The organism is Aneurinibacillus thermoaerophilus (genome assembly GCF_019603355.1).
GTDB lineage: Bacteria > Bacillota > Bacilli > Aneurinibacillales > Aneurinibacillaceae > Aneurinibacillus > Aneurinibacillus thermoaerophilus.
Map to the genome: position 1 here is coordinate 1,126,950 of NZ_CP080764.1, position 21,917 is coordinate 1,148,866.

22 protein-coding genes and 1 riboswitch are annotated in these 21,917 nt (G+C 47.8%); of the genes, 20 read left to right on the forward strand and 2 right to left on the reverse strand.

The genetic code is table 11. The features are described from left to right. Positions 1-4 precede the first annotated feature (4 nt). The 3 genes from spoVAE to lysA all read left to right on the forward strand — a co-directional run bounded on the left by spoVAE (position 5) and on the right by lysA (position 2,368). Positions 5-358, forward strand: coding sequence for a stage V sporulation protein AE (gene spoVAE / locus K3F53_RS06070; RefSeq protein WP_408863291.1), 354 nt, complete (start codon positions 5-7; stop codon positions 356-358). A gap of 3 nt (positions 359-361) precedes the next feature. Continuing rightward, positions 362-964: a stage V sporulation protein SpoVABEA gene (locus tag K3F53_RS06075; protein WP_057899386.1), complete on the forward strand. Its 603-nt coding sequence runs from the start codon at positions 362-364 to the stop codon at positions 962-964. Positions 965-1,042: 78 nt separating this feature from the next. After that, positions 1,043-2,368 (forward strand): diaminopimelate decarboxylase, encoded by a 1,326-nt coding sequence (gene lysA, locus K3F53_RS06080; RefSeq protein WP_057899385.1) that lies wholly within the window; start codon positions 1,043-1,045, stop codon positions 2,366-2,368. A gap of 51 nt (positions 2,369-2,419) precedes the next feature. On the opposite strand, the gene K3F53_RS06085 is transcribed toward lysA, so the two are convergent. Then, entirely contained in the window at positions 2,420-2,854 is a 435-nt protein-coding gene (locus K3F53_RS06085; RefSeq protein WP_057899384.1) for an HIT family protein, read from the reverse strand. A 317-nt stretch (positions 2,855-3,171) separates the two neighbouring features. On the opposite strand from K3F53_RS06085, the gene K3F53_RS06090 reads away from it, so the two are divergent. The 7 genes from K3F53_RS06090 to lhgO all read left to right on the forward strand — a co-directional run bounded on the left by K3F53_RS06090 (position 3,172) and on the right by lhgO (position 12,434). Next, positions 3,172-4,899: a sigma 54-interacting transcriptional regulator gene (locus tag K3F53_RS06090; RefSeq protein WP_062731159.1), complete on the forward strand. Its 1,728-nt coding sequence runs from the start codon at positions 3,172-3,174 to the stop codon at positions 4,897-4,899. Further along, on the forward strand, positions 4,896-6,224 hold the full coding sequence (gene gabT, locus K3F53_RS06095) for a 4-aminobutyrate--2-oxoglutarate transaminase (RefSeq protein ID WP_057899382.1): 1,329 nt from the start codon (positions 4,896-4,898) through the stop codon (positions 6,222-6,224). The genes K3F53_RS06090 and gabT overlap by 4 nt, the downstream gene beginning before the upstream one ends. Before the next feature lie 163 nt (positions 6,225-6,387). After that, positions 6,388-7,731: an amino acid permease gene (locus K3F53_RS06100; RefSeq protein WP_082706196.1), complete on the forward strand. Its 1,344-nt coding sequence runs from the start codon at positions 6,388-6,390 to the stop codon at positions 7,729-7,731. 142 nt (positions 7,732-7,873) lie between these two features. Then, positions 7,874-9,319 carry an aldehyde dehydrogenase family protein gene (locus tag K3F53_RS06105; RefSeq protein ID WP_057899380.1) on the forward strand — a complete coding sequence of 482 codons (1,446 nt, stop codon included), beginning with the start codon at positions 7,874-7,876 and terminating at the stop codon, positions 9,317-9,319. A gap of 93 nt (positions 9,320-9,412) precedes the next feature. Beyond that, complete coding sequence (locus tag K3F53_RS06110) at positions 9,413-9,754, forward strand: DUF3870 domain-containing protein (RefSeq protein WP_057899379.1); 342 nt, start codon at positions 9,413-9,415, stop codon at positions 9,752-9,754. Positions 9,755-10,139: 385 nt separating this feature from the next. Next, complete coding sequence (gene glaH, locus K3F53_RS06115; protein ID WP_057899378.1) at positions 10,140-11,081, forward strand: glutarate dioxygenase GlaH; 942 nt, start codon at positions 10,140-10,142, stop codon at positions 11,079-11,081. Positions 11,082-11,201: 120 nt separating this feature from the next. Further along, entirely contained in the window at positions 11,202-12,434 is a 1,233-nt protein-coding gene (gene lhgO / locus K3F53_RS06120; RefSeq protein ID WP_057899377.1) for an L-2-hydroxyglutarate oxidase, read from the forward strand. Between the two features lie 196 nt (positions 12,435-12,630). Here lhgO and K3F53_RS06125 read toward each other — a convergent pair whose 3' ends face one another. Beyond that, positions 12,631-13,074, reverse strand: a complete 444-nt coding sequence (locus K3F53_RS06125; protein ID WP_057899376.1) for a peptidylprolyl isomerase — start codon at positions 13,072-13,074, stop codon at positions 12,631-12,633. Between the two features lie 147 nt (positions 13,075-13,221). Further along, positions 13,222-13,368: riboswitch (FMN riboswitch) on the forward strand. Between the two features lie 467 nt (positions 13,369-13,835). Here K3F53_RS06125 and ribD point away from each other — a divergent pair. From ribD to K3F53_RS06175, 10 genes are all read left to right on the forward strand, one after another. Then, positions 13,836-14,930: a bifunctional diaminohydroxyphosphoribosylaminopyrimidine deaminase/5-amino-6-(5-phosphoribosylamino)uracil reductase RibD gene (gene ribD, locus K3F53_RS06130; protein ID WP_057899374.1), complete on the forward strand. Its 1,095-nt coding sequence runs from the start codon at positions 13,836-13,838 to the stop codon at positions 14,928-14,930. Positions 14,931-14,934: 4 nt separating this feature from the next. After that, positions 14,935-15,591 carry a riboflavin synthase gene (gene ribE, locus K3F53_RS06135; RefSeq protein WP_057899373.1) on the forward strand — a complete coding sequence of 219 codons (657 nt, stop codon included), beginning with the start codon at positions 14,935-14,937 and terminating at the stop codon, positions 15,589-15,591. Positions 15,592-15,617: 26 nt separating this feature from the next. Further along, on the forward strand, positions 15,618-16,811 hold the full coding sequence (locus K3F53_RS06140; protein ID WP_057899372.1) for a bifunctional 3,4-dihydroxy-2-butanone-4-phosphate synthase/GTP cyclohydrolase II: 1,194 nt from the start codon (positions 15,618-15,620) through the stop codon (positions 16,809-16,811). Between the two features lie 51 nt (positions 16,812-16,862). Next, on the forward strand, positions 16,863-17,330 hold the full coding sequence (gene ribH / locus K3F53_RS06145; protein WP_057899371.1) for a 6,7-dimethyl-8-ribityllumazine synthase: 468 nt from the start codon (positions 16,863-16,865) through the stop codon (positions 17,328-17,330). A gap of 142 nt (positions 17,331-17,472) precedes the next feature. Further along, complete coding sequence (locus K3F53_RS06150; protein ID WP_057899370.1) at positions 17,473-18,114, forward strand: site-2 protease family protein; 642 nt, start codon at positions 17,473-17,475, stop codon at positions 18,112-18,114. Between the two features lie 15 nt (positions 18,115-18,129). Continuing rightward, a complete protein-coding gene (locus K3F53_RS06155; protein WP_057899369.1) occupies positions 18,130-18,885 on the forward strand; it encodes a segregation and condensation protein A in 756 nt (251 codons plus the stop codon). Beyond that, positions 18,885-19,475: an SMC-Scp complex subunit ScpB gene (gene scpB / locus K3F53_RS06160; protein WP_057900377.1), complete on the forward strand. Its 591-nt coding sequence runs from the start codon at positions 18,885-18,887 to the stop codon at positions 19,473-19,475. The genes K3F53_RS06155 and scpB overlap by 1 nt, the downstream gene beginning before the upstream one ends. A 151-nt stretch (positions 19,476-19,626) precedes the next feature. Continuing rightward, entirely contained in the window at positions 19,627-20,730 is a 1,104-nt protein-coding gene (locus K3F53_RS06165; protein ID WP_057899368.1) for a D-alanyl-D-alanine carboxypeptidase family protein, read from the forward strand. After that, on the forward strand, positions 20,731-21,315 hold the full coding sequence (locus K3F53_RS06170) for a nucleoside recognition domain-containing protein (protein WP_057899367.1): 585 nt from the start codon (positions 20,731-20,733) through the stop codon (positions 21,313-21,315). Beyond that, positions 21,315-21,848 carry a spore maturation protein gene (locus K3F53_RS06175; protein WP_057899366.1) on the forward strand — a complete coding sequence of 178 codons (534 nt, stop codon included), beginning with the start codon at positions 21,315-21,317 and terminating at the stop codon, positions 21,846-21,848. The genes K3F53_RS06170 and K3F53_RS06175 overlap by 1 nt, the downstream gene beginning before the upstream one ends. The last annotated feature ends 69 nt before the right edge of the window (positions 21,849-21,917 follow it).

Genomic DNA, 21,917 nt, shown 5'->3' on the forward strand with positions numbered 1-21,917 from the left:
CAGCATGGGACAGGTGATGATCGCTTTTTTTGTCGGAGGATTGATTTGTGTCATAGGTCAGCTTTTATTGGATATAGCCAGGTTGACGCCCGCCCATGTGATGAGTATTCTTGTCGCCACCGGTGCGGTGTTGGATGGGCTTGGGTTATACGATCCGCTCATTGAATTTGCGGGTGCCGGAGCCACTGTGCCGATTACGAGCTTTGGGCACGCTTTATATCATGGTGCATGGCAGAAAGCGGAACAGACCGGGATTATCGGTCTGATTGCCGGAATTTTTGAAGTTCCGAGTGCTGGCATTTCGGCTGCCATCGCGTTCAGTTTTTTTGCTGCGCTTATTTTTAAGCCGAAAGGATAGGCCATGCAGCGCAGAAAACGGAGAATCATTATTATTACGGATGGGGATTTTGTGGCTCGCAGTACAGTAGAAGAAGTGGCGCGGCGAATCGGTGGCCGCTGCATCTCCCGTTCGGCTGGAAACCCGACGCCATTGAACGGTCCGCAGATCGTTTCCTTGATCAAAAAGGCCAAACATGATCCGGTACTGGTTATGTTTGACGACAACGGTGATGTTCACATGGGAAAAGGGGAAGAAGCGTTGTATTATGTATCTACCCACCCTGATATTGAGGTGCTGGGCGCTATCGCCGTTGCATCGCGAACGAAAGGCGCACTTGGTGTAAAAGTAGATATTTGCATAGATAGATACGGCCGAAAAGTCAGGCGTCCGGTAAATAAAAATGGGTTTGTGGAAGCCGGAAGTGAAGCATATATTATAGGTGATACAGTAGATGTTTTGAACATGTTGCAGATCCCGGTTATCGTCGGAATCGGAGATATCGGCAAAATGAAAGGACGTGATGAGACATGCGTGGGTTGCCCAGTGACACTGGCAGCGGTCAAATTTATTTTGCAGAAGAGCGGTTATTTCCCTAAATATTCGCGAAAATTGCGAAAGAAGTAAAATGTCTAGTTGTCATACTTTCGCAAGGTATGGTACTGTATAAGATATTTATAGGGTATAAAATGAGGAGGAAGCCGAGTGTTTTTACATGGAACGAGCAGAGTAAACGGGAGAGGGCATTTGGAAATCGGCGGCTGCGACACGACGGAACTGGCCCACACATACGGTACGCCACTTTATATATATGATGAGGCGCTCATAAGGGAGAAGTGCCGCGCTTATGTTAAAGCGTTCGAGGAAAGTGGATTCCGCTTTCAGGTAGCGTACGCCAGCAAAGCGTTTATGTGTATAGCGATGTGCCAGTTGATCGCCGAGGAAAATATGTCGCTGGATGTTGTATCAAGCGGCGAGTTATATACGGCGCTTAAGGCAGGATTTCCGGCAGAACGCATTCATTTCCACGGCAATAATAAAACGGAAGATGAGTTAAAGATGGCGCTTGACGCCGGTATCGGCTGCTTTGTCGTCGACAACTTTTTCGAGCTTGAGCTTTTGCATGACTTGGCGCAAAAAGAGGAACGAATTGTGTCGATTCTGCTTCGTCTAACGCCGGGAATTGAAGCGCACACGCACGAGTACATTTCCACCGGTCAGGATGATTCGAAGTTCGGTTTTGGCGTCGCCAGTGGACAGGCGCTGCAAGCGGTGAAGCGCGCGCTCGATAAGCCTTTCTACAAGCTGCTTGGCATTCACTCCCATATCGGTTCGCAAATTTTCGAGACGACCGGCTTTATCGGGGCGATTGAAGTGCTGGGCGAATTTCTGGAACAGGTACGCACTGAGACGAAATACGAGATCGAGGTTCTGAATCTGGGCGGAGGTTTTGGCATCCGCTATACGGCAGAAGACGATCCGCTGCCGGTAAGTAAATACGTACAGGTTATTACGGAAGAAGTGCGCCGTCAGTTTACGGCGCGCAATTATCCATTGCCGGAGATCTGGATTGAGCCGGGCCGAAGCATCGTGGGCGAAGCTGGCACCACACTTTATACGGTCGGAGCGATTAAGGATATCCCTGGCATCCGTAAATACGTGGCGATTGACGGCGGTATGTCTGATAACATTCGTCCTGCATTATATCAAGCAAAATACGAGGCAATGCTTGCGAATCGCGCAGATGAGCCGGCTGCCGAGGTTGTTTCGATCGCTGGGAAATGCTGTGAGAGCGGCGATATGTTAATTTGGGATTATGCACTTCCAAAGGCGGAGCCCGGCGACTTGCTCGCTGTTTCTTGTACGGGCGCGTACGGATATTCCATGGCGAATAATTATAACCGAATTCGCCGCCCTGCTGTCGTGTTTGTCAAAGACGGGCGCGCCGATGTGGCGGTGAAAAGAGAATCGTATGAAGACCTTGTGAGAAATGACCGCGTTATCGTATGCGCGTTAAGTCAGTCGGTGTAAACGATAAAGAAAGGAGCGAACGATTGGTTCGCTCCTTTATGTATACATGCCCTATGACTCGATGCCAGCGGCGATATGAGCAGCGATTTCTTGCAGATCGCTAGGTGTATACTGGGCGTTGTTCTCCTGTAATGTTGGATGGAATCCGTCTTCTTTGCCATAGCGCGGCAGGATGTGCAGATGGTAATGGAATACTGTTTGTCCCGCTACTTTACCGCTGTTATTGAGCAGGTTCACCCCTTCTATGTTAAACTGCTTTTTCATGGCGTTTGCGATCTTCGGCACGCATGCGAATAGATTGGAAGCGATGTCCGGTGTTAATTCGAAAATGTCTTGCTTGTGGGTTTTCGGAATAACAAGCGTATGGCCTTTCGTTGCCTGGCTGATGTCAAGAAACGCGACGACATGTTCATTTTCGTATACTTTGGCTGACGGGATTTCCCCTTTGATGATTTTGCAGAAAATGCAGGTATTGTTCAGTGCCATCGTATCATCCTTTCCATTTTCTTTTTATTCTATCATTATCACCTTCTCTGATTAAGCGGAAATGTACATAAAATTTTTAAATGCTATATAGCATTATATTGATGCAAATTAGCATTAAAAATAAATACAAAGTTATAAATAATACATAGGTTATAATTATTCAGTATATTAAAATAGATTTGAATGCGAAATTGCATTAATATTCTCTCCCTTCTTTTATAAGAATTCCTCAGAAATAAAGTTTTTAATTTTGGCATAGTATTTGCTATTTAGAAAATGTGCAGGGAAGAAAAATGAGAAGGGAGACGAGGAAGCAGGTGAGGGTTTTGGAAACGTATGCTGCACCGGATATTGACAAGCTGTGGATGCAGATGCCGTACGGCATGCTTGCCCTGTCTCCAGATGGATTTATTATTCATTGGAAGGGCAAGATGGAGAATTGGTTTATCTTTAAAGAAACGGACGTAGTACGCAAGCATCTGTCTGATGTCTTACCTCTTGTTTTTTCTTCCTATGAATCGTTTTGCCGGGTTGGACAGGACTTTTGGGAGACGCAGATTAAAACTCCTTCTTTTTCTTTGCGCGGGGAATGGAAGCGGTGTTACGAAGGTGGTATTCATACGGCGGATTTTCTTGTCCTGCGGCGCGATGATCAGTACTTTGAGCTGGAAAATATCTTTGATACGTCGTTTGATGAGATTTTGGTGACGGACGGAGAAGGAAGAATTTTGCGCGCTGGGCCGAAAAGTGAGCAGTTGTACGGAAGGCCCATTGGTGAATTACTGGGAAAAAAAACGACGGAACTTGCCGCAGAAGGCGTATTTACGCCGAGCATTACGCCGGAAATTATCAGAAAGCGGACAAAAGTGTCCGGCGTTCAGGTGACGGTAAATGGAAAAAAGCTGCACGTAATCGGAAACCCGGTATTCAACCCGGACGGCAGCCTCCATCGAATTATCTTTAACTCACGAGAGTACGAAGAAGTCGAGATGCTGCGCCAGCGTCTGGAAACGACGGAAAGCTTGCTGGATGCTTACCGTCTTGAATTGGAGAAGCTGAAGCAAAGCAAAGATGAACCTCAGGACGACATGGTGGTGCTTTCGCCGGAAATGCAGCAAATTTACCAGCTGGCCGAACGGGTGGCTCACGTTGACTCCACCATTTTAATTATGGGGGAATCTGGAGTTGGGAAAGGGATGATTGCGCAACGTGTGCATCGGGCGAGTCACCGCCGTACGAAAAACTTTGTCCATATCAACTGTGGGGCCATCCCGGACACATTGATTGAATCGGAATTGTTTGGATACGAAAAAGGGGCGTTTACCGGAGCGAATACGTCGAAAAAAGGTGTGCTGGAAATCGCGGACGGCGGTACCGTGTTTCTTGACGAAATCGGCGAAATTCCGTTAAGCGTGCAGGTGAAACTTTTGCAATTCTTGCAGGATAATACGTTCCGTCGGCTTGGCGGAAATCAGTTGCTAACGGTAAATACGCGTATTATTGCTGCGACCAATCAAGATTTACACAAGCTGATTGCAGAAGGTCGTTTTCGTGAAGATTTGTTTTACCGTTTGCACGTTATTCCGATCTCAGTTCCTCCGCTTCGCCAGCGTAAAGAAGAAATTCCAGCTCTTATTCAACACTTTATCGCTCGTTTTACAAAAAAATACGGGTTGTACAAGCAGTTCCATGAAGACACAATCGAGATTTTGAGCGCTTATGACTGGCCCGGCAATGTGCGAGAACTGGAAAATATGGTGGAACGCTTGATTGTAACAAGCGAAGGGACAGAAGTATTACCACACCATTTGCCGGCGAGTCTTTGGGAAGACAGCAAGAATTACCAGGAGGCCTGGGCAATAAAAATAAAAGGATTATGTCCACTGAAGCAAGCCGTCGAAGAAGTGGAAAAGCAATTGATTTCTATGGCCTACCAAAAATACGAAAATACGTACCGTTGTGCTGAGGCGCTAAAAGTCAACCAATCTACGATTGTGCGAAAGATGAACAAATATTTAGGAAAAGGAAAGGAAGAGAACAGATGACGACAAACGCACAAACATCACAAGGTCCAAAATCTGCAAAATTACATGCTCGCCGTCAAGAGGCGGTTCCTGTAGGTCCGTATCATGTAACTCCGCTATATATACAATCGGCGCAAGGAGCCATCGTTACTGATGTAGATGGCAATGAATTGATTGATTTTGCTGGTGGTATCGGTATGCAGAATATTGGTCACTGTCATCCGAAAGTGGTAAAAGCCATTCAAGAGCAGGCGGCGGCTTCTATTCATAGCTGTTTTCATGTTATGCCGTACGAAAGCTATATTGAGCTTGCAGAAAAATTGAACGAAAAAACGCCGGGCGATTTTAAAAAGAAAACCATGTTTGCGAACAGCGGCGCGGAAGCGGTGGAGAACGCTGTGAAAATCGCCCGGAAAGCGACCGGTCGCAGCGCTGTTGTTTCGTTTGAACGCGGCTACCATGGCCGTACCTTAATGACCATGTCTTTAACAAGCAAAGTAAATCCGTATAAACATGGCTTCGGACCGTTTGCCCCGGAAACATATAAATTGCCTTACCCTTATTATTATCGTGCACCGCAAGGAATGTTGCCAGAGGAACTGGACGAGCAAGTTTTACATCATTTTGAACAATTCTTCCTCGGTGAAGTGGGAGCAGATCATATCGCTGCTATTATCATGGAGCCAGTACAGGGCGAAGGTGGATTCATTGTTCCTTCCACTACTTTTGTACAGGGCGTACGCCGCATTTGTGACAAGTACGGCATTCTTATGATTGCGGATGAAATCCAAACCGGTTTTGCCCGTACAGGGAAATTGTTTGCGATGGAAAACTACGGGGTAGCGGCGGACATTACTACAATGTCCAAATCCATTGCAGCAGGTATGCCGCTTAGTGCCATTACAGGACGCGCTGAATTGATGGATGCACCTGGAGCTGGACAGCTTGGTGGCACATTCGCTGGAAGCCCAGTGGCATGTGCGGCAGGCCTTGCGGTGCTTGATGTTATTGAAGAAGAGAATTTGGTAGAACGTGCGCAAGTCATCGGCGATCGCATGATGAATGCCTTCCGCAGTTGGCAGGAGAAATACGATCTTATCGGAGATGTACGTGGGCTTGGTGCAATGGTTGCGCTTGAATTAGTAAGGGATCGCGTAACGAAAGAGCCGGCGAAAGAAGAGACAGGCAAAATCGTGACAGAATGCTGGAACAACGGCTTAATCGGTTTAAGTGCGGGTATCTTCGGCAATGTGCTTCGTTTCTTGCCACCGCTTGTGATTACAGATGAACACTTAGAAAAAGGGTTGCACATTTTAGAACAAGCGATTGCAAAAGCTTCTAAATAAGTAAATATGGGCGGATACCATTACATTTCATGTTGGTCAATTTTAGTGGTATTCCGCTCCTATTTAGCACTTTCTCAGGACAAAAATAAACAAATTTGTAAAGGCGGTGGAGCTTTTGGAACAGCAGGCACTACACAAAGATCTGAAAAAACGGCATATAACAATGATTTCTATCGGTGGAGTTATCGGCGCTGGCTTATTTGTAGGGAGCGGCGCCATCATTACCTCGGCAGGCCCCGGTGCTCTTCTATCCTATATAATTGGAGGCTTGATCGTAGTTCTTGTTATGCGTATGCTTGGAGAGATGGCTGTTTTGAATCCTGATAGCGGTTCTTTTGCTACGTATGCACATCAAGCGCTTGGGCCATGGGCCGGATATATGATTGGCTGGTTATACTGGTTTAACTGGGTGATCATTGTCGCAATTGAAGCCACGTTAGTAGGGGCTATGATTCATCAATGGCTCCCTTCCATACCTGCGTGGATAGGAAGTCTAGCTTTGACTGTTTTGATGACGCTTACCAATATCTATTCAGTCAAAACATATGGAGAATTTGAATACTGGTTAGCTTTTATTAAAGTAGTTGCTATTATTGCGTTTTTATGCCTGGGAACAGCGATGATCTTTGGTTTCGTACCGGGCATTGAATCACCGGGTCTTTCTAACCTTACCGGAAACGGTGGATTTTTCCCGAACGGATTTCTCCCGGTTCTTCTCAGCGTTGTCTTTATTACATTCTCCTTAGTGGGAAGTGAGGTCGCAGCCATTGCGGCGGGGGAATCGGAAAACCCGGAAAAGAACGTTATGAAAGCCATAAACAGTGTGGTTTGGCGCATTCTTGTGTTCTTTATTGGTTCAGTCGCTGTGCTGGTTACTGTTCTGCCGTGGAATGCTAAAGACTTGCTCAAAACTCCATATGCGAGTGTATTTGATATGGCGGGCCTGCCAGCTGCGGCTCAAATTATGAATATCGTTGTTTTCATCTCTTTGCTTTCTGTCTTGAATTCAGGGCTTTATACAAGCTCACGTATGCTGTATTCTCTTGCGCAAAAAGGAGAGGCGCACCGTATATTTTTACAGGTAAATAAGAGAGGGGTACCGGTTTGGGCGGTACTGGCAAGCACATGCTTTGCTTATATTTGTGCAATATTCAAATTTGTGTCCCCTGATAAATTGTTTGCTTTTTTGGCAAATAGCTCGGGTGGCGTTTCGATGCTTGTGTATATATTTATCGCTCTTTCACATATACGTATGCGGAGAAAGATCGAAAAAGAAAATCCGGGAGCCCTTAAGGTAAAAATGTGGTTGTTTCCCTACTTAACCTATGCGACTATTATCATCTTGTTAGGTATTTTTGTTGCACAAGCTTTTATTGAGGACATGTGTTTGCAATTCTATCTTACTTCACTTATCGCAGTTCTTGTTATTGCTTCCTATTTTGTATTTTATCGTAAGAAGCAACCGTCTTCGGGCTTCGAAGAAAGGCAAATCGAAAAAGTGATATAATCAAAAGACACTGACAAATGCAATTTTGTTAACTTAGGATTTCGTTTACATTTAACGCAGGCAGAAGATCGAAAAAGGAAGCACAAGGTAAAAATTTGCAATTTTTAAAATAGGTGTTTTAAAATAGGTGGTGGACAATAACATGCGTTATTTAAACTATATCAACGGTGAATGGAAAAAACCTGTGAGCGGCGAATATATCGAAAATCGTAACCCGCACAACTGGGAAGAAGTGCTAGGCGAGTTTCCGATGAGCGCAGCGGAAGATGTGTATGAAGCGGTCCAAGCAGCGAAAAAAGCGTTTGCGGTATGGAAAAAGCTTTCTTTTCAGCAGCGTGCATCCTACTTGCTAAAGGCGGCTGAATATTTAAAGGCAAATTTGGAAGAAGTAGGCCGCGATCTAACGCTAGAAGAAGGGAAAACGCTGGTGGAGGGAATCGGAGAAACACAGCGGGCCATCAGCATTCTCGAATACTATGCGGCGGAAGGACGGCAGCCGGTCGGTGAAGTGGTTCCTTCGGCGAACGCGGAAACGTTTCTTTATACGACCCGTGTGCCAGTGGGGCCGATCGGTCTGATTACGCCGTGGAACTTCCCGATTGCCATTCCTGTGTGGAAAATGGCTCCGGCGCTTATCTATGGCAATACCGTGGTCATTAAACCTGCCGAAATTACGCCGAAATCTGTGTACCATGTAATGAAAGCGTTTGAAGCAGCGGGCCTTCCTGCGGGTGTTGTTAACTGCGTGTTTGGCAGCGGTTCGGTTGTCGGGTCAGAGATCGTTGAACATCCGGATATTAAAGCAGTGTCTTTCACCGGCTCAAATACGGTTGGCCTGCGCATTCAAGAGCGCGCAACTGCAAAAGGAAAAAAAGTGCAGCTGGAGATGGGCGGTAAAAACCCGCTTATCGTGCTGGCTGACGCCGATCTGAACAAAGCGGTGAATATCGCTATTAGCGGCGCGTTCCGTTCCACAGGACAAAAGTGTACGGCCACAAGCCGTGTGATTGTGGAAGAAGGAATTTATGATGCGTTTCGTGACTTGCTTGTTGAGCGTACGAAAGCGCTCAAAGTGGGCAATCCTCTGGAAAAAGACACGTTTATGGGCCCGGCTGTTTCTAAAACACAGCGCGATGGTATTATGGCGATGATTGAGGCAGGAAAACAAGAAGCGACGCTGCTTTGCGGCGGTGAGGCGCCGGCCGATCCGGAACTTGCGAACGGCTTCTATGTGCTGCCGACGATTTTTGAAAACGTAAGCCGCGACGCCCGTATCGCGCGCGAGGAAATTTTTGGGCCGGTTATCGCGCTTTTTAAAGTAAAGAACTACGAAGAAGCAGTTGGACTGGCGAACGATACAGAATATGGCCTCAGCTCCGCGATTTGCACGAATAACCTTACCTTGGCGCAACGGTTCGTGGATGATATTGAAGCGGGCATTGTGCACGTGAATTCAGAAACAGCGGGAGCGGAGCCGCAAGTGCCGTTTGGCGGCTGCAAAAACTCCAGCACTGGATCCCGTGAACAAGGGAAAGCAGCGATTGAATTTTATACCCAAGTGAAAACGGTATACATGGATCGGATGTGACATTTTGTATTTCATCATAAAAAATTGACACCTGCAAATATGCAGGGGTATGATCAGGAGAAAGAAAATCTCCCGGAAAGTGGTGTTGTGGTTATGTTCACAGGCAAGACGTATTTTATCGCAGGCCATGCTCGTTTGCCGCAGGGAATGGCGGCACGCAGCATTTTTGATACGTTGACGATTACGGTTGAAGCGGATGCGAAATACCACGTGATTCTGGAAGCGTCCTGTACGCTTGCGACCGAACACGGCCGGGATTTTATCGGTCAATTGCTGCGCGGTTGCAGCCTGCAGGATGGCATTGAAGCGCTGAGCCGGCGCATCATAGACTTTTATCAAGGTAAAGCCCAGAATGCACTTGTCGCTGCTCTTCGTGATCTGCATAACCAGTATTTACTTTATAAAAATAGCGAAAATAGTAAAAAAAATGATTGACAAAAATTTAAGATTACGATACCATTAAAATATAAATGCAGTAGCAAATGACAGAACCTTGCAGAGAGGTTTTCCCTACTCGCATACCGGTTTCTGTCAAGCCTGTGAATGAATTGTTTTATAAGAATTGCATACATGAAACTGTCTAATTTACTGCCCTTCAAGTAATTGGAGAGGTTTCGTAAATGAGAGCCAGTTATACTTCAACCCTTGTTTTTGGGGAGAAGTGTAACTGGCTCTTTGTTTTTATGCGCAACAGGTTCACCCTTCATCTGTCGCGCATAAATAACCCCAAAGGCTGACAGGCCGGACTTGGTCGGACACCGACACGATCTTTTCAGCTGTATGACTCACATTTTTTATCAAATGGAGGAGGAACGAAACGATGACAATGGCTACCGAGACAAAAAGAGAGATGAAATTTGTGCAAAAACAACCAGGCTATGAAATTATGCCGCATCCTGACCACAAAAGGCTATATCACATTCAGTTAGATGACCGATTGCTTGAAACGTTTTTTGCCGGCTGCAAAGAGCACAGCGAACAATCCTTGCGCTATGTTCCGTATTCCCGGCAAGTGCTGGCGCACCAGTTCAGAGAATTGTTCGGTCAATCGTTCATGGATAATATCCGCGAAATTCTTCAGGATCGCGAATCAGGCGGCTTCACTATCAGTGTGCAGGGCAAAACGGAAGATGTAGAAGATTTTGTAAAATTTGGGACAGCTTTAACGCACCTGATCGGCATCCCGAACTTTGACGCGATGACCGGAACATTCTATGCGCGTTTTACAGTGAAAGATACAGACAACAGCGACTCTTATTTGCGTCAAGCGTATCGCCTGTTCACACTTCATACGGATGGCACATTCGTAGATGAGCCGACAGACTGGTTGCTCATGATGAAAATGGACGAGAAAAATGCGGTTGGCGGTGAATCTCGTTTGCTGCATCTCGATGACTGGGAAGATCTTGAAAAGTTCAGCAAGCATCCGCTCGCGAATGTGAAAATTACGTATAAAGCACCACCGAGCAAAAATGTGGAGCAAGTTGTGCATCGCGCTACTTTTTATGAAATCAATAACAAGCCTTGCATCTGCTTTATCGACCAATTCGCGTATCCGGAAACGATCGAACAGGCTCTTTATTTGAAAGAGTTATCTGAATCCCTGGAAAATTCTCCGGCAGTGCATGCGTTAAAACTTCCGGTAGGCGATTTGGTGATTCTGAACAATAGCTTCTGGATGCATGGTCGTGCCCCGTTTGAAAAACATCCGGAATTGTACCGTGAGCTGATGCGCCAGCGCGGGTATTTTGCCCGTGTATAAAAGGATTACAGGCAGGCCTCTCTTCTTGCAGGCCTGCCTTATATGGCATATAAATATAAATAATAAAAATAGACAAATACTAGCAGCATCCCATAAATGGGGATAGAGGAGGAACATAGCATGTATGATTTTGCGATTGTCGGCGGAGGGATCGTAGGCTTATCGACAGGGATGGCGCTCATGAAGCGGTTTCCGGGTGCAAAGATCGTCATGATTGAAAAAGAAGCCGATTGGGCCCGGCACCAGACGGGACACAATAGCGGTGTTATTCATTCCGGGATTTATTATAAGCCTGGCAGTTTTAAAGCGCGTTTTGCACGGGAAGGGAATGCAGCGATGGTGAAGTTCTGTGAAGAACACGGCATTGCATATGAAGTGTGCGGCAAGGTGATTGTAGCAACAGAGCCGGAAGAGTTGCCGCTGATGGACAATTTATATAAGCGCGGTTTGCAGAATCAATTGAACGTAACGAAAATTGGCCCGGAAGAATTGAAAGAGATTGAACCGCATGTGCGCGGCCTTGGCGCGATTCGTGTGCCGAGTTGCGGGATCGCGGACTATAAAGGAGTTGCTCGCACGTTTGCGCGAATGATTGAAGAGGGTGGCGGTGACTTGCGCCTGTCCACCAAAGTGGAGAATATTGCCGAGGAAAAAGGCGGCGTCACAGTTGAAACAAATCGCGGCACGATTAAAGCACGCTTCCTGATTAACTGTGCCGGCTTGCACAGTGACCGGGTAGCCAAAATGGCCGATATGCACACCGGGATGAAAATCGTGCCATTCCGTGGTGAATACTATGAATTGATTCCTGAAAAACGCCATCTCGTAAAACATTTAATTTATCCGGTGCCTAACCCGAACTTTCCCTTCCTCGGTGTTCATTTTACTCGTATGATTAATGGGGAAGTTCACGCTGGGCCGAACGCAGTATTAGCCTTCAAGCGTGAAGGTTACACCAAAAAGGATATCAGTTTGAAGGATCTGTTTGAGGTGTTAACCTATTCAGGCTTCTGGAAAATGGCAATGCCAAATATGAAGGAAGGTATCAACGAAATGGTTCGCTCTTTCAGCAAACAGGCGTTTCTGCGCAGTTTGCAACGTCTGATTCCAGAATTGACTGAGAAAGATATTGTCCCGACCCATGCCGGGGTGCGGGCACAGGCGATCATGCACGATGGAAGCATGGTGGACGATTTCGCCATTTTTTCAGGTAAACGCTCGATGCATGTATGCAATGCCCCTTCACCAGCAGCCACAGCCTCTATCAAAATCGGTGAAGAGATCGCAAATCGTGTGCCGGATCATATGATAGACAATATAAAGAAAACGATAGCCCCGGCCGTTCTGGTATAGTTCGATGAATACGGCCACGATGTCAATTCATTGCCACTGTACCTGTCCTCTCGTATCGCGCCCGAATCTGAGATTTTATCGTCCCTGCGGGAGTAATGGTACATTTGATAAAAATATCTACATATAAACCCGAAAGGCAAAAAGCCGGAAATCGGGCGCGCAGGAAGTTTATCCTTTGCGCCCGCTGGTGCATACATTATTCTTCATCCCATACTTTTACCGCAACCATTTTATCACCGTTGCGTAGATTTTTTGCGTGCTCAAGCCCTTCGATAACTTGCCCGAATACAGTATGCACGCCGTCGAGGTGCGGCTGTGCTTCATGCACGATGAAGAACTGGCTGCCGCCGGTGTCTCGTCCTGCGTGTGCCATGGAAACAGCGCCTGGGATGTGTTTATGTGGATTCCCTTCTGTTTCGCATTTGATCGTATAGCCCGGGCCGCCTGTTCCTGTGCCGTACGGGCATCCTCCCTGGCTTACGAAGCCTGGAATGACACGGTGGAACGTAAGTCCGTTATAGAAGCCGGAATTGGCGAGCTTTTCAAAGTTTGCAACCGTACCCGGAGCGGCTTCAGGAAAAAATTCGATCGTAATTTTGTTGCCGTTTTCAAGTTCAATGCTACCTTTTTTCTTTGCCATGTTTGTTCCTCCTTATTGGTTCGTTCGCTCTATTCTATCATAGGACGTTTTAAAGCCTCAATGTGCGTATGCTTGTTTCACATTATAAAATTTTCGTGTGGACAGCGGAATATCAATTGGCTATACTAAAAATACAACTGAATTATACAAATCCTTCGGGGCAGGGTGAAATTCCCGACCGGCGGTGATAGAGGCTACGAGCCTCTTCAGTCCGTGAGCTGCGGCTTTTTTGGCCAATGCTGACCCGGTGCAAGTCCGGGACCGACAGTATAGTCTGGATGGGAGAAGGATGGATCAGAGCACGCCAGGTGTTGCTTTCTTGTAGTTTTTTGTATGCATTTTATTTGCTGCTGTATTGCCTTTGCTTCGTGGAGCAAGGCGAAGATGCTGCGGTACAAATGTCAAAGTATTCAAGGTGATGTATACAGCTTTCCTTTTACAAGTTTGCTGTATCTGACTAAAGAAAACAAAGATTGTTCCTGGCCTAGACTAGATCTACCTTTTTGTGAAAAAGCCCTGAAAACGGTTGAACCGTCTTTCAGGGCTTTCTATATGTATGGCTTTTTCGAGGAAAAAGGACGAGGCATAAGTACGCGAGTTGCTCACAGTATGGCAACGGGAGAATTCAGATAAGTCAAAACGCTTTTGTTGCATAGATAAGGCAAGCAGAGCGCGCAATCCATCTCTCTTTTCTTACCCCAGGGAAATTCCGTGAAAAGAGATGGTATTGTGCGTTTTTGTTTTTGATGGAAGGAGAAGCGATGATGGAACACAGAGAGTACATGGAGCTTGCGCTTAAACTTGCGGCGGCGGCACGCGGGCAGACAAGCCCGAATCCCATGGTCGGTTGTGTGCTTGTAAAAAACGGGGAAGTCGTTGGTATGGGTGCCCATTTAAGGGCTGGGGAAGCGCACGCGGAAGTGCAGGCGCTGCGCATGGCGGGCACGAAAGCGAAAGGCGCCACTGCCTACGTAACGCTGGAACCGTGCAGCCATTATGGACGAACCCCTCCCTGCGCGGATGCGCTTATTGAACATGGTGTGCAGACGGTGGTTGTCGCCATGCTGGACCCGAACCCGCTGGTGGCGGGCAGAGGAGTAGCCAAACTTAAGGAAGCAGGAGTAAACGTCCTGACGGGTATATGTGAAGCGGAAGCGAAACGGCTGAACGAAGTGTTTATTACCTTTATTACAACAGGCCGGCCGTTTGTTACCGTGAAAACTGCGATGACGCTTGACGGAAAGGTGGCGACATATTCCGGAAGCAGCCGCTGGATTACAGGTGAGGAAGCGCGTCGGGAAGTGCACCGTATGCGACACGAGCACGACGCAATTCTTGTAGGAGTTAATACGGTGCTAGCCGATAACCCGCAGCTTACAACCCGGCTTTCACCTGGCGGCAAAAATCCGATTCGTGTCATCGTTGACACGACGCTGCGCATTCCGATGGATGCAAACGTGTTAACGGACGGACAGGCTCCGACCTGGATTTTTACGACGGAACACGCGGACAGGACGAAGCGGGCGCAGCTTGAAGAGAAGAGGATCCGCGTTTTCTCCACCGGGGACGGCCCGAAAGTCGACATTGACTGCTTGCTTGCGACCCTCGGCGAACAGCAGGTTTCTTCGTTGCTGGTTGAAGGCGGCAGCCAGATAAACAGCGCGTTCTTACACGCGCGGGCGATCAATAAAGTCGTTGCCTACGTCGCGCCGAAGCTGGTAGCGGGCCAGAATGCTCCCACGCCGTTCGGCGGCCTGGGAATTGAAGAAATGGCGGATGCCATTTCACTTATGGATGTCTCGTTCGAAAAAGTGGGGAACGATATGAAAATTTCTGGATATCCGGTCTGGAGGTAAGCGTATGTTTACTGGGATTATTGAAGAAATTGGAACCATTCGCCGCATTCAAAGAGGGAACCGTTCCGCCGTCCTGGAAATTGCGGCTGAAAAAGTGCTGACAGATGTGAAATTGGGTGACAGCATTGCTGTGAATGGTATTTGCTTAACGGTTGTTGAGTTTTCTGGCCGCCATTTTACGGTGGATGTAATGCCGGAGACGCTTGACAGGACAAGCTTATCCGCTCTTGGCCCGGGTTCTCCGGTCAATCTAGAACGGGCGCTGGCCGTAGGGGATAGACTTGGCGGCCATTTCGTCTCCGGTCATGTTGACGGGACAGGCGTTATTGTCGACAAGCGTCCATACGATAATGCCATGTTGTTTGAGGTGCGGACTGGAGAGGAGCTTTTGTGGTATATTATTCCAAAAGGTTCCATTGCTATTGACGGGATTAGTTTAACCGTCGTTGATGTAGCGGGAGATGGCTTTACGGTATCCATTATTCCGCACACGCTGGAGGAAACGATCTTGCAATACAAAGGAAAGGGCGACCTCGTCAATTTGGAATGTGATATGCTTGGCAAATACATTGAACGGTTCATCGCTCGGCGCGACTTGCGTGATCGGGAAAAACAACCGACGCTTACGAAGGATTTTCTCGTCGAACATGGGTTTTGTTGATTGAGCGCTGGAAAGGAGTGGGGAATATGTTTCATTCAATTGAAGAAGCGATTCAAGATTTGAAAAACGGCAAACCGGTAATCGTCGTGGATGACGAAGATCGCGAGAATGAAGGCGACTTTATTGCGCTGGCGGAAAAAACAGACGCCGCGATGATTAATTTCATGGTTACGTACGGTCGCGGTCTTGTGTGCGTGCCGATTACAGAAGAGCGCGCCGCTGAGTTGAAACTTGAGCTGATGGTAGACAGGAATACGGATGCGTACGGGACCGCGTTTACCGTCTCCATCGATGAGAAAACAACCACTACTGGCATTTCCGCGCATGAGCGGGCACAGACGGTGCAGGCGCTGCTTGACCCGGCCAGCAAACCGGAAGATTTTCGCCGTCCCGGCCACATTTTCCCGCTTATTGCAAGAAAAGGCGGCGTATTGCGTCGGGCCGGCCACACGGAAGCGGCTGTTGATTTGGCGCGTTTATGCGGCGCGTATCCGGCCGGTGTTATCTGCGAGATTATGAACGAGGACGGAACGATGGCGCGGGTGCCTGATCTGGTGCGGATCGCTGCAAAGCACGGACTCAAAATGATTACGATTGAAGAATTAATCCGTTATCGCATGCGTTTCGACAAGCTCGTAAGGCGTGAAGTCGAAGTGGAGCTGCCCTCTGAATACGGACATTTTCGCATGGTAGCATATACGAACGATACAGATGATAAAGAACATGTGGCACTGGTTAAAGGAGACATCCATCCAGATATACCGACGCTTGTAAGGGTGCATTCCGAATGTCTCACTGGCGATGTGTTCGGTTCGTTCCGTTGCGATTGCGGTCCACAACTTCATGCGGCGCTCAGACAGATCGAAGAAGAAGGGCGCGGCGTGCTGTTATATATGCGCCAGGAAGGGCGCGGCATTGGCCTTATTAACAAACTGAAGGCGTATAAACTGCAGGAGCAAGGGCTTGACACGGTGGAAGCAAACGAAAAGCTGGGTTTTCCCGCCGACTTGCGGGAGTACGGCATTGGCGCGCAGATTCTTGCCGATTTGGGGCTGGGACAAATCCGCCTTCTGACTAATAATCCCCGCAAAATTAAAGGCATTGAAGGCTATGGCCTGTGTGTAGTGGAGCGCGTGCCGCTGCAGATGGAGGTGGTGGAAGCGAACGAACGGTATTTGCGCACGAAGAAAAGCAAGCTCGGCCATTTATTGAATTTATAATCGCTTTGCATTTGAACCATAAAGATATAGTAGAAAAATGGAGGAATGATGATGGCAAAAGTATACGAAGGAAATCTTGTGGGAACAGGGCTTAAAATTGGCATTGTCGTTGGACGCTTTAACGAGTTTATTACAAGCAAGCTTTTGACCGGCGCATTGGATGCGCTGAAGCGTCATGGTGTGGCTGAAGACGATGTGGAAGTTGCTTGGGTACCGGGAGCTTTTGAAATTCCGCTCATTGTCAAAAAAATGGCAGAATCCAGCAGGTATGATGCTGTCATTGCGCTTGGCACGGTGATTCGCGGCGCTACACCACACTTTGATTATGTATGCAACGAAGCAGCGAAAGGCATTGCGTCCATCGGACTGACCACTGGCGTACCTGCGATTTTTGGTGTGCTGACGACCGATACGATTGAGCAGGCGATCGAGCGCGCTGGCACAAAAGCAGGCAACAAAGGTTGGGAGGCGGCGGCCACAGCGATTGAGATGGCCAACCTGACAAAAGCTTTTGCATAATGCGGATAGCTAAATAATGTGCCCCTGTTTTCGCAACGGAAAGCAGGGGTTTTTTCACGAAAACGGGAAAACGGCAGAATTGTGCAGATGACAGGCATATGGTAGAATGAGTTGCAGCTTGATACGGTAAGGGGGAGCGGCATTGTTTTATTTTGACTGGGATTCGTTGCTTTATCGAGTGATTGCGTTTGTGATCGCGTTTTCTGTTCATGAGTGGGCGCACGCGTATGTTGCTTATAAATTGGGAGATCGTACGGCAAAAAACGAAGGACGTCTGACGCTCAATCCAATTAGCCATGTTGATCCGTTCGGGATGCTGCTGATTCTATTCGGGCCGTTTGGTTGGGCGCGTCCGGTGCCGGTAAACATGTTTCATTTCCGCGGCAACCGCCGTTTAGGCATGGTATATGTAGCGGTCGCGGGACCGTTGACCAACTTGATTTTAGCGTTTTTGTTTTTGCAGCTACATGTATATTTGCTTACGAGTGGTGTGATGAATACGTGGCCGACATGGGCTGAAACGCTTGCGGTAAACACGGTCGCTTGGAGCTTTACTATTAATGTAGCTTTGTTTGTGTTTAATATGCTCCCGTTTGCTCCGTTGGACGGTTCGAAATTTTTGCGTTATATTATGCCGCGTCGCTATGATGCTTTCTTTGAGCGAATGGAGCCGTACGGCATGTTTGTTCTGCTCCTGCTTATTTTTATTCCTGGTCTTGGCTCGATCATTTTGTACACACCATTTGAATGGGTGCGAAACATGCTGGTTTCCTTTGTACAGTAGAAAGGTGGACGATCGGTGGGAGTCGATATCAAACTTGATACGTTTGAAGGGCCGCTGGATTTGCTGCTTCATTTAATTGAACGGGCGGAAGTCGATATTTACGATATTCCGGTTGTAGAAATTACCGATCAGTATATGGAGCATTTATATATTATGCAGGAGTTGCAGCTTGATATCGCGAGTGAATTTCTTGTTATGGCGGCGACGCTGCTCGCGATTAAAAGCAAAATGCTTTTGCCGCGTCGCGAAGAACCGGTGTTTGATGAATGGGGCGCGGAGGTTTATGAAGAGGAAGGCGACCCACGGGAAGAGTTGGTGCAGCGCCTTTTGGAGTATAAAAAATACAAAAAAATCGCGGAAACATTCCGTGATCGGGAAAAAGAGCGGAGCCGTGTGTATACGCGACCGGCGGAAGATTTATCTCGATTCATTCCGGAAGATGAGAACCCGATCGCCAACGTGACGATTTACGATCTGGTAGATGCGCTTCAGAAAGCGCTAAAGCGAGTGAGCCGCAAGGAGCGTGCGGTGAAAGTGCAACGCGACGAGATTTCGTTGCGCGATCGCATAGAGGAAATCGAGCGGTTGCTTGCGGTAGCTGGCGGAAAAATATACTTCTCTCAACTTTTAGAAAAAGGAAACTCCAAAATCGAGATCGTAACGACATTTCTTGCGATCTTGGAAATGATGAAGAAGCGAATCGTTGTTTGCGAGCAGGACGGATTATTTGAAGATATTACAGTATCGCGGATGCAGGAGGATGCGGTATGATTGACATAGAACGGTTGAAGGCGATTGTGGAAGGGCTCCTGTTCGTAGCCGGGGACGAAGGAATTGAAGCAAAGCAGCTTGCTTCGATTCTCGATCTGGAAATCCATGAAGTAGTTGCCCTTATGGATGAAATGAAAAAAGACTATAAAGAACAGAATCGCGGTTTGCAAATTGTCGAGATTGCACAGGCGTACCAGTTTACGACGCGTCCGGAATTCGCGGAGTATTTTGAGAAACTGGCGCATACGCCGTCACACGCAACGCTTTCGCAAGCGGCGCTTGAGACGCTGGCGATCATCGCGTACAAGCAGCCGATTACGCGTCTGGAGCTGGAGGAAATCCGGGGGGTAAAATGCGAGAGCGCAATTAATCGCCTAACGAGTAAAAATTTAATTAAAGAAGTGGGCCGGGCTGATACAATAGGCCGTCCGATTTTGTACGGTACAACCAAAGAGTTTCTTGAATATTTTGGCCTGCGCAGTCTGGATGAACTGCCGCCTCCACCCGAATTCCCTGCGGAAGGCTCCGAAGTCGAAGAAGAAGAAGCGTATCTTTTCTATCAGAAAAATAAAGCAGAACCTACACCCTAAGCGGATACAGAGCGCTTAGGGTTTTATTATTAGTGGTTGCGGGTGATAAGAAGCTAAAATTTGTTTGAACGCTCATAATCTCCTGGATGAGCCATATACATGTACATAGATGGGACAGGACAAACTGTGCAAATGGCAAAGGGGGATCGGAGTGAAAAAGCTCGTTTTTATACTCATTGCTTTTCTGATGATGCTGCCGCAACCGACGATCGCTGCCGGGCCCGCGCTTCCGCCCGTGTCTGCGGAAACCGCCGCACTTATTGACGTCGCCACCGGACGCATTCTCGCGGAAAAGCAAGCGGACAGACGAATGCGTATTGCCAGCCTGACAAAAATTATGACAGCTATTGTTGCGCTTGAAGAAGGGAATAGTCAGGATATTGTCACAACGCCGAATAGCGCATACGGCAAAGAGGGCTCCTCCATTTATTTGAAGCGTGGCGAAAAAATGAAAATGGAAGATATGTTGTACGGCTTGATGCTGCGTTCGGGTAATGACGCTGCCGTGGCGATTGCCGAACATGTGGGGGGCTCTATCGAAGGCTTTGCTCGTCTTATGAACGAAAAAGCGGAATATATTGGCATGCACTCCAGCCATTTTACGAATCCACATGGACTTGATGATAGCGACAATCACTATTCTACAGCGCGGGATATGGCGTTGTTGACCGCGTATGCCCTGCGCAACCCGGAATTCCGCAAAATCGTTTCCACACAAGTAAAATACATTCCGTGGGAAGAAGAGCAATGGGATCGCAAGCTGGTGAACAAAAATAAAATGCTCCGCCTGTATAAAGGAGCAGACGGGGTAAAAACGGGATACACAAAACTGGCGAAACGGTGCCTATCTTCTTCCGCTACCCGGAACGGACAACAGCTTGCTGTCGTAGTATTAAATGCGCCGCAGGATTGGGAAGACTCCATGAAATGGTTGGATTACGGATTCAGCCAGTTTCCGCGCACGGAGGTTATACGCGCGGGCGAACGGGTAGGCGAAGATAAGCGGGAAGATGGCGTACTTGCCTATTATACCAAGCAAGCATTCTCCTATCCGCTGTCGCAAGAGGAGAAATCGCGGATAGAAAAGCAATTGGTTCGCAATATTCGAGGGCCGTTCCTTGAGATTAGGCTTGATGGTAAACTCATTGGGCGGGTAGCGCTTACGATCGAACAGGAAACAGTGGCACAGGCGATCGGGAACCGCTTTACATCGAATCTGGAATCGTTCTTCAGGACGATGCTGGAGGGGATGTAGATGGTAAATTATATTTGGGCGGGTATGATTTTTATCGGAATTGTGACCGCGTTTGTAACAGGAAATGTGGACGCGGTCAACAAGGCGGTGTTCGAAGGAGCCAAAACCGGCGTGACTGTTACGTTTGGGTTAATCAGTATTCTTATTTTCTGGATGGGTGTGATGAAAGTGGCGGAAGAAGCGGGCCTGCTGGACAAAATGGCTCGCCTGCTTGGGCCGCTCGCCCGCTGGTTATTTCCTACCGTACCGAAAGATCATCCTGCTTTTGGCTACATTCTTTCAAATATGACGGCCAATCTCTTTGGTCTTGGAAATGCGGCGACGCCGATGGGGATAAAAGCGATGCAGGAGCTGCAAAAGCTAAATCCTGATCCGAAGACCGCCACCCCAGCGATGTGTACGTTGCTTGCTTTAAATACCGCTAGTATGACGCTGATTCCCACTACGATTATCGCGATCCGCATGAATTACAATTCGGCCAATCCGGCGGAAATCGTCGGAACGACCCTTCTTGCCACGTTTATCGCTACTACAGGTGCTATTCTGATCGATCGCTGGTACCAGAGAAAGGAGTGGAAGCGGTAATGTATGCCCTTGTTACACAATTGTCCGTCTGGGCGATTCCGTTCCTTCTTTCATACGTACTTGTATACGCGCTCTATAAAAAGGTACCGGTCTATGACACGTTCATCTTCGGCGCGAAGTCCGGTTTTGGAACTGCCATACGCATTATGCCCCACCTGGTTGGAATGATGGTAGCAATTACGATTTTTCGTGAATCGGGTGCGCTTGATGTGCTGCTTAGGCTGCTCCGTCCTGTGCTTGATCTTGTACATTTTCCAGCGGAGGTTCTGCCGCTCTCGCTTCTGCGTCCCATTACCGGTTCGGGATCGCTTGCGATTACAACTGATCTGATCGCGCAGTATGGTCCAGATTCATATATTGGTCGCCTGGCGAGTACGATTCAGGGAAGCACAGATACGACATTGTACGTGCTTACGGTGTACTTCGGCGCGGTGGCGGTGCGTAACACAAAGTATGCGCTGAAAGTCGGACTCATGTCCGATTTTATTGGCGTGATCGCTTCGCTTCTTGTCGTTTGGTTTGTGTTTGGATAAGTTTTATATCTTTTCCGGAGCGGGGGTAGTGTAAAGAGATAGCGCTACCCCGCTCCAAAATATACGGGT

Excerpts from the sequence above, each read along its gene's own strand:
- glaH (WP_057899378.1), top strand. The coding sequence starts at position 10,140 with ATGACAATGGCTACCGAGACAAAAAGAGAGATGAAATTTGTGCAAAAA.
- K3F53_RS06170 (WP_057899367.1), top strand. The coding sequence starts at position 20,731 with ATGGTAAATTATATTTGGGCGGGTATGATTTTTATCGGAATTGTGACC.
- K3F53_RS06100 (WP_082706196.1), top strand. The coding sequence starts at position 6,388 with ATGATTTCTATCGGTGGAGTTATCGGCGCTGGCTTATTTGTAGGGAGC.
- K3F53_RS06140 (WP_057899372.1), top strand. The coding sequence starts at position 15,618 with ATGTTTCATTCAATTGAAGAAGCGATTCAAGATTTGAAAAACGGCAAA.
- K3F53_RS06075 (WP_057899386.1), top strand. The coding sequence starts at position 362 with ATGCAGCGCAGAAAACGGAGAATCATTATTATTACGGATGGGGATTTT.
- K3F53_RS06085 (WP_057899384.1), bottom strand. The coding sequence starts at position 2,854 with ATGGCACTGAACAATACCTGCATTTTCTGCAAAATCATCAAAGGGGAA.
- K3F53_RS06105 (WP_057899380.1), top strand. The coding sequence starts at position 7,874 with ATGCGTTATTTAAACTATATCAACGGTGAATGGAAAAAACCTGTGAGC.
- ribE (WP_057899373.1), top strand. The coding sequence starts at position 14,935 with ATGTTTACTGGGATTATTGAAGAAATTGGAACCATTCGCCGCATTCAA.
- ribD (WP_057899374.1), top strand. The coding sequence starts at position 13,836 with ATGATGGAACACAGAGAGTACATGGAGCTTGCGCTTAAACTTGCGGCG.
- spoVAE (WP_408863291.1), top strand. The coding sequence starts at position 5 with ATGGGACAGGTGATGATCGCTTTTTTTGTCGGAGGATTGATTTGTGTC.
- K3F53_RS06110 (WP_057899379.1), top strand. The coding sequence starts at position 9,413 with ATGTTCACAGGCAAGACGTATTTTATCGCAGGCCATGCTCGTTTGCCG.
- K3F53_RS06175 (WP_057899366.1), top strand. The coding sequence starts at position 21,315 with ATGTATGCCCTTGTTACACAATTGTCCGTCTGGGCGATTCCGTTCCTT.
- K3F53_RS06125 (WP_057899376.1), bottom strand. The coding sequence starts at position 13,074 with ATGGCAAAGAAAAAAGGTAGCATTGAACTTGAAAACGGCAACAAAATT.
- ribH (WP_057899371.1), top strand. The coding sequence starts at position 16,863 with ATGGCAAAAGTATACGAAGGAAATCTTGTGGGAACAGGGCTTAAAATT.
- lhgO (WP_057899377.1), top strand. The coding sequence starts at position 11,202 with ATGTATGATTTTGCGATTGTCGGCGGAGGGATCGTAGGCTTATCGACA.
- gabT (WP_057899382.1), top strand. The coding sequence starts at position 4,896 with ATGACGACAAACGCACAAACATCACAAGGTCCAAAATCTGCAAAATTA.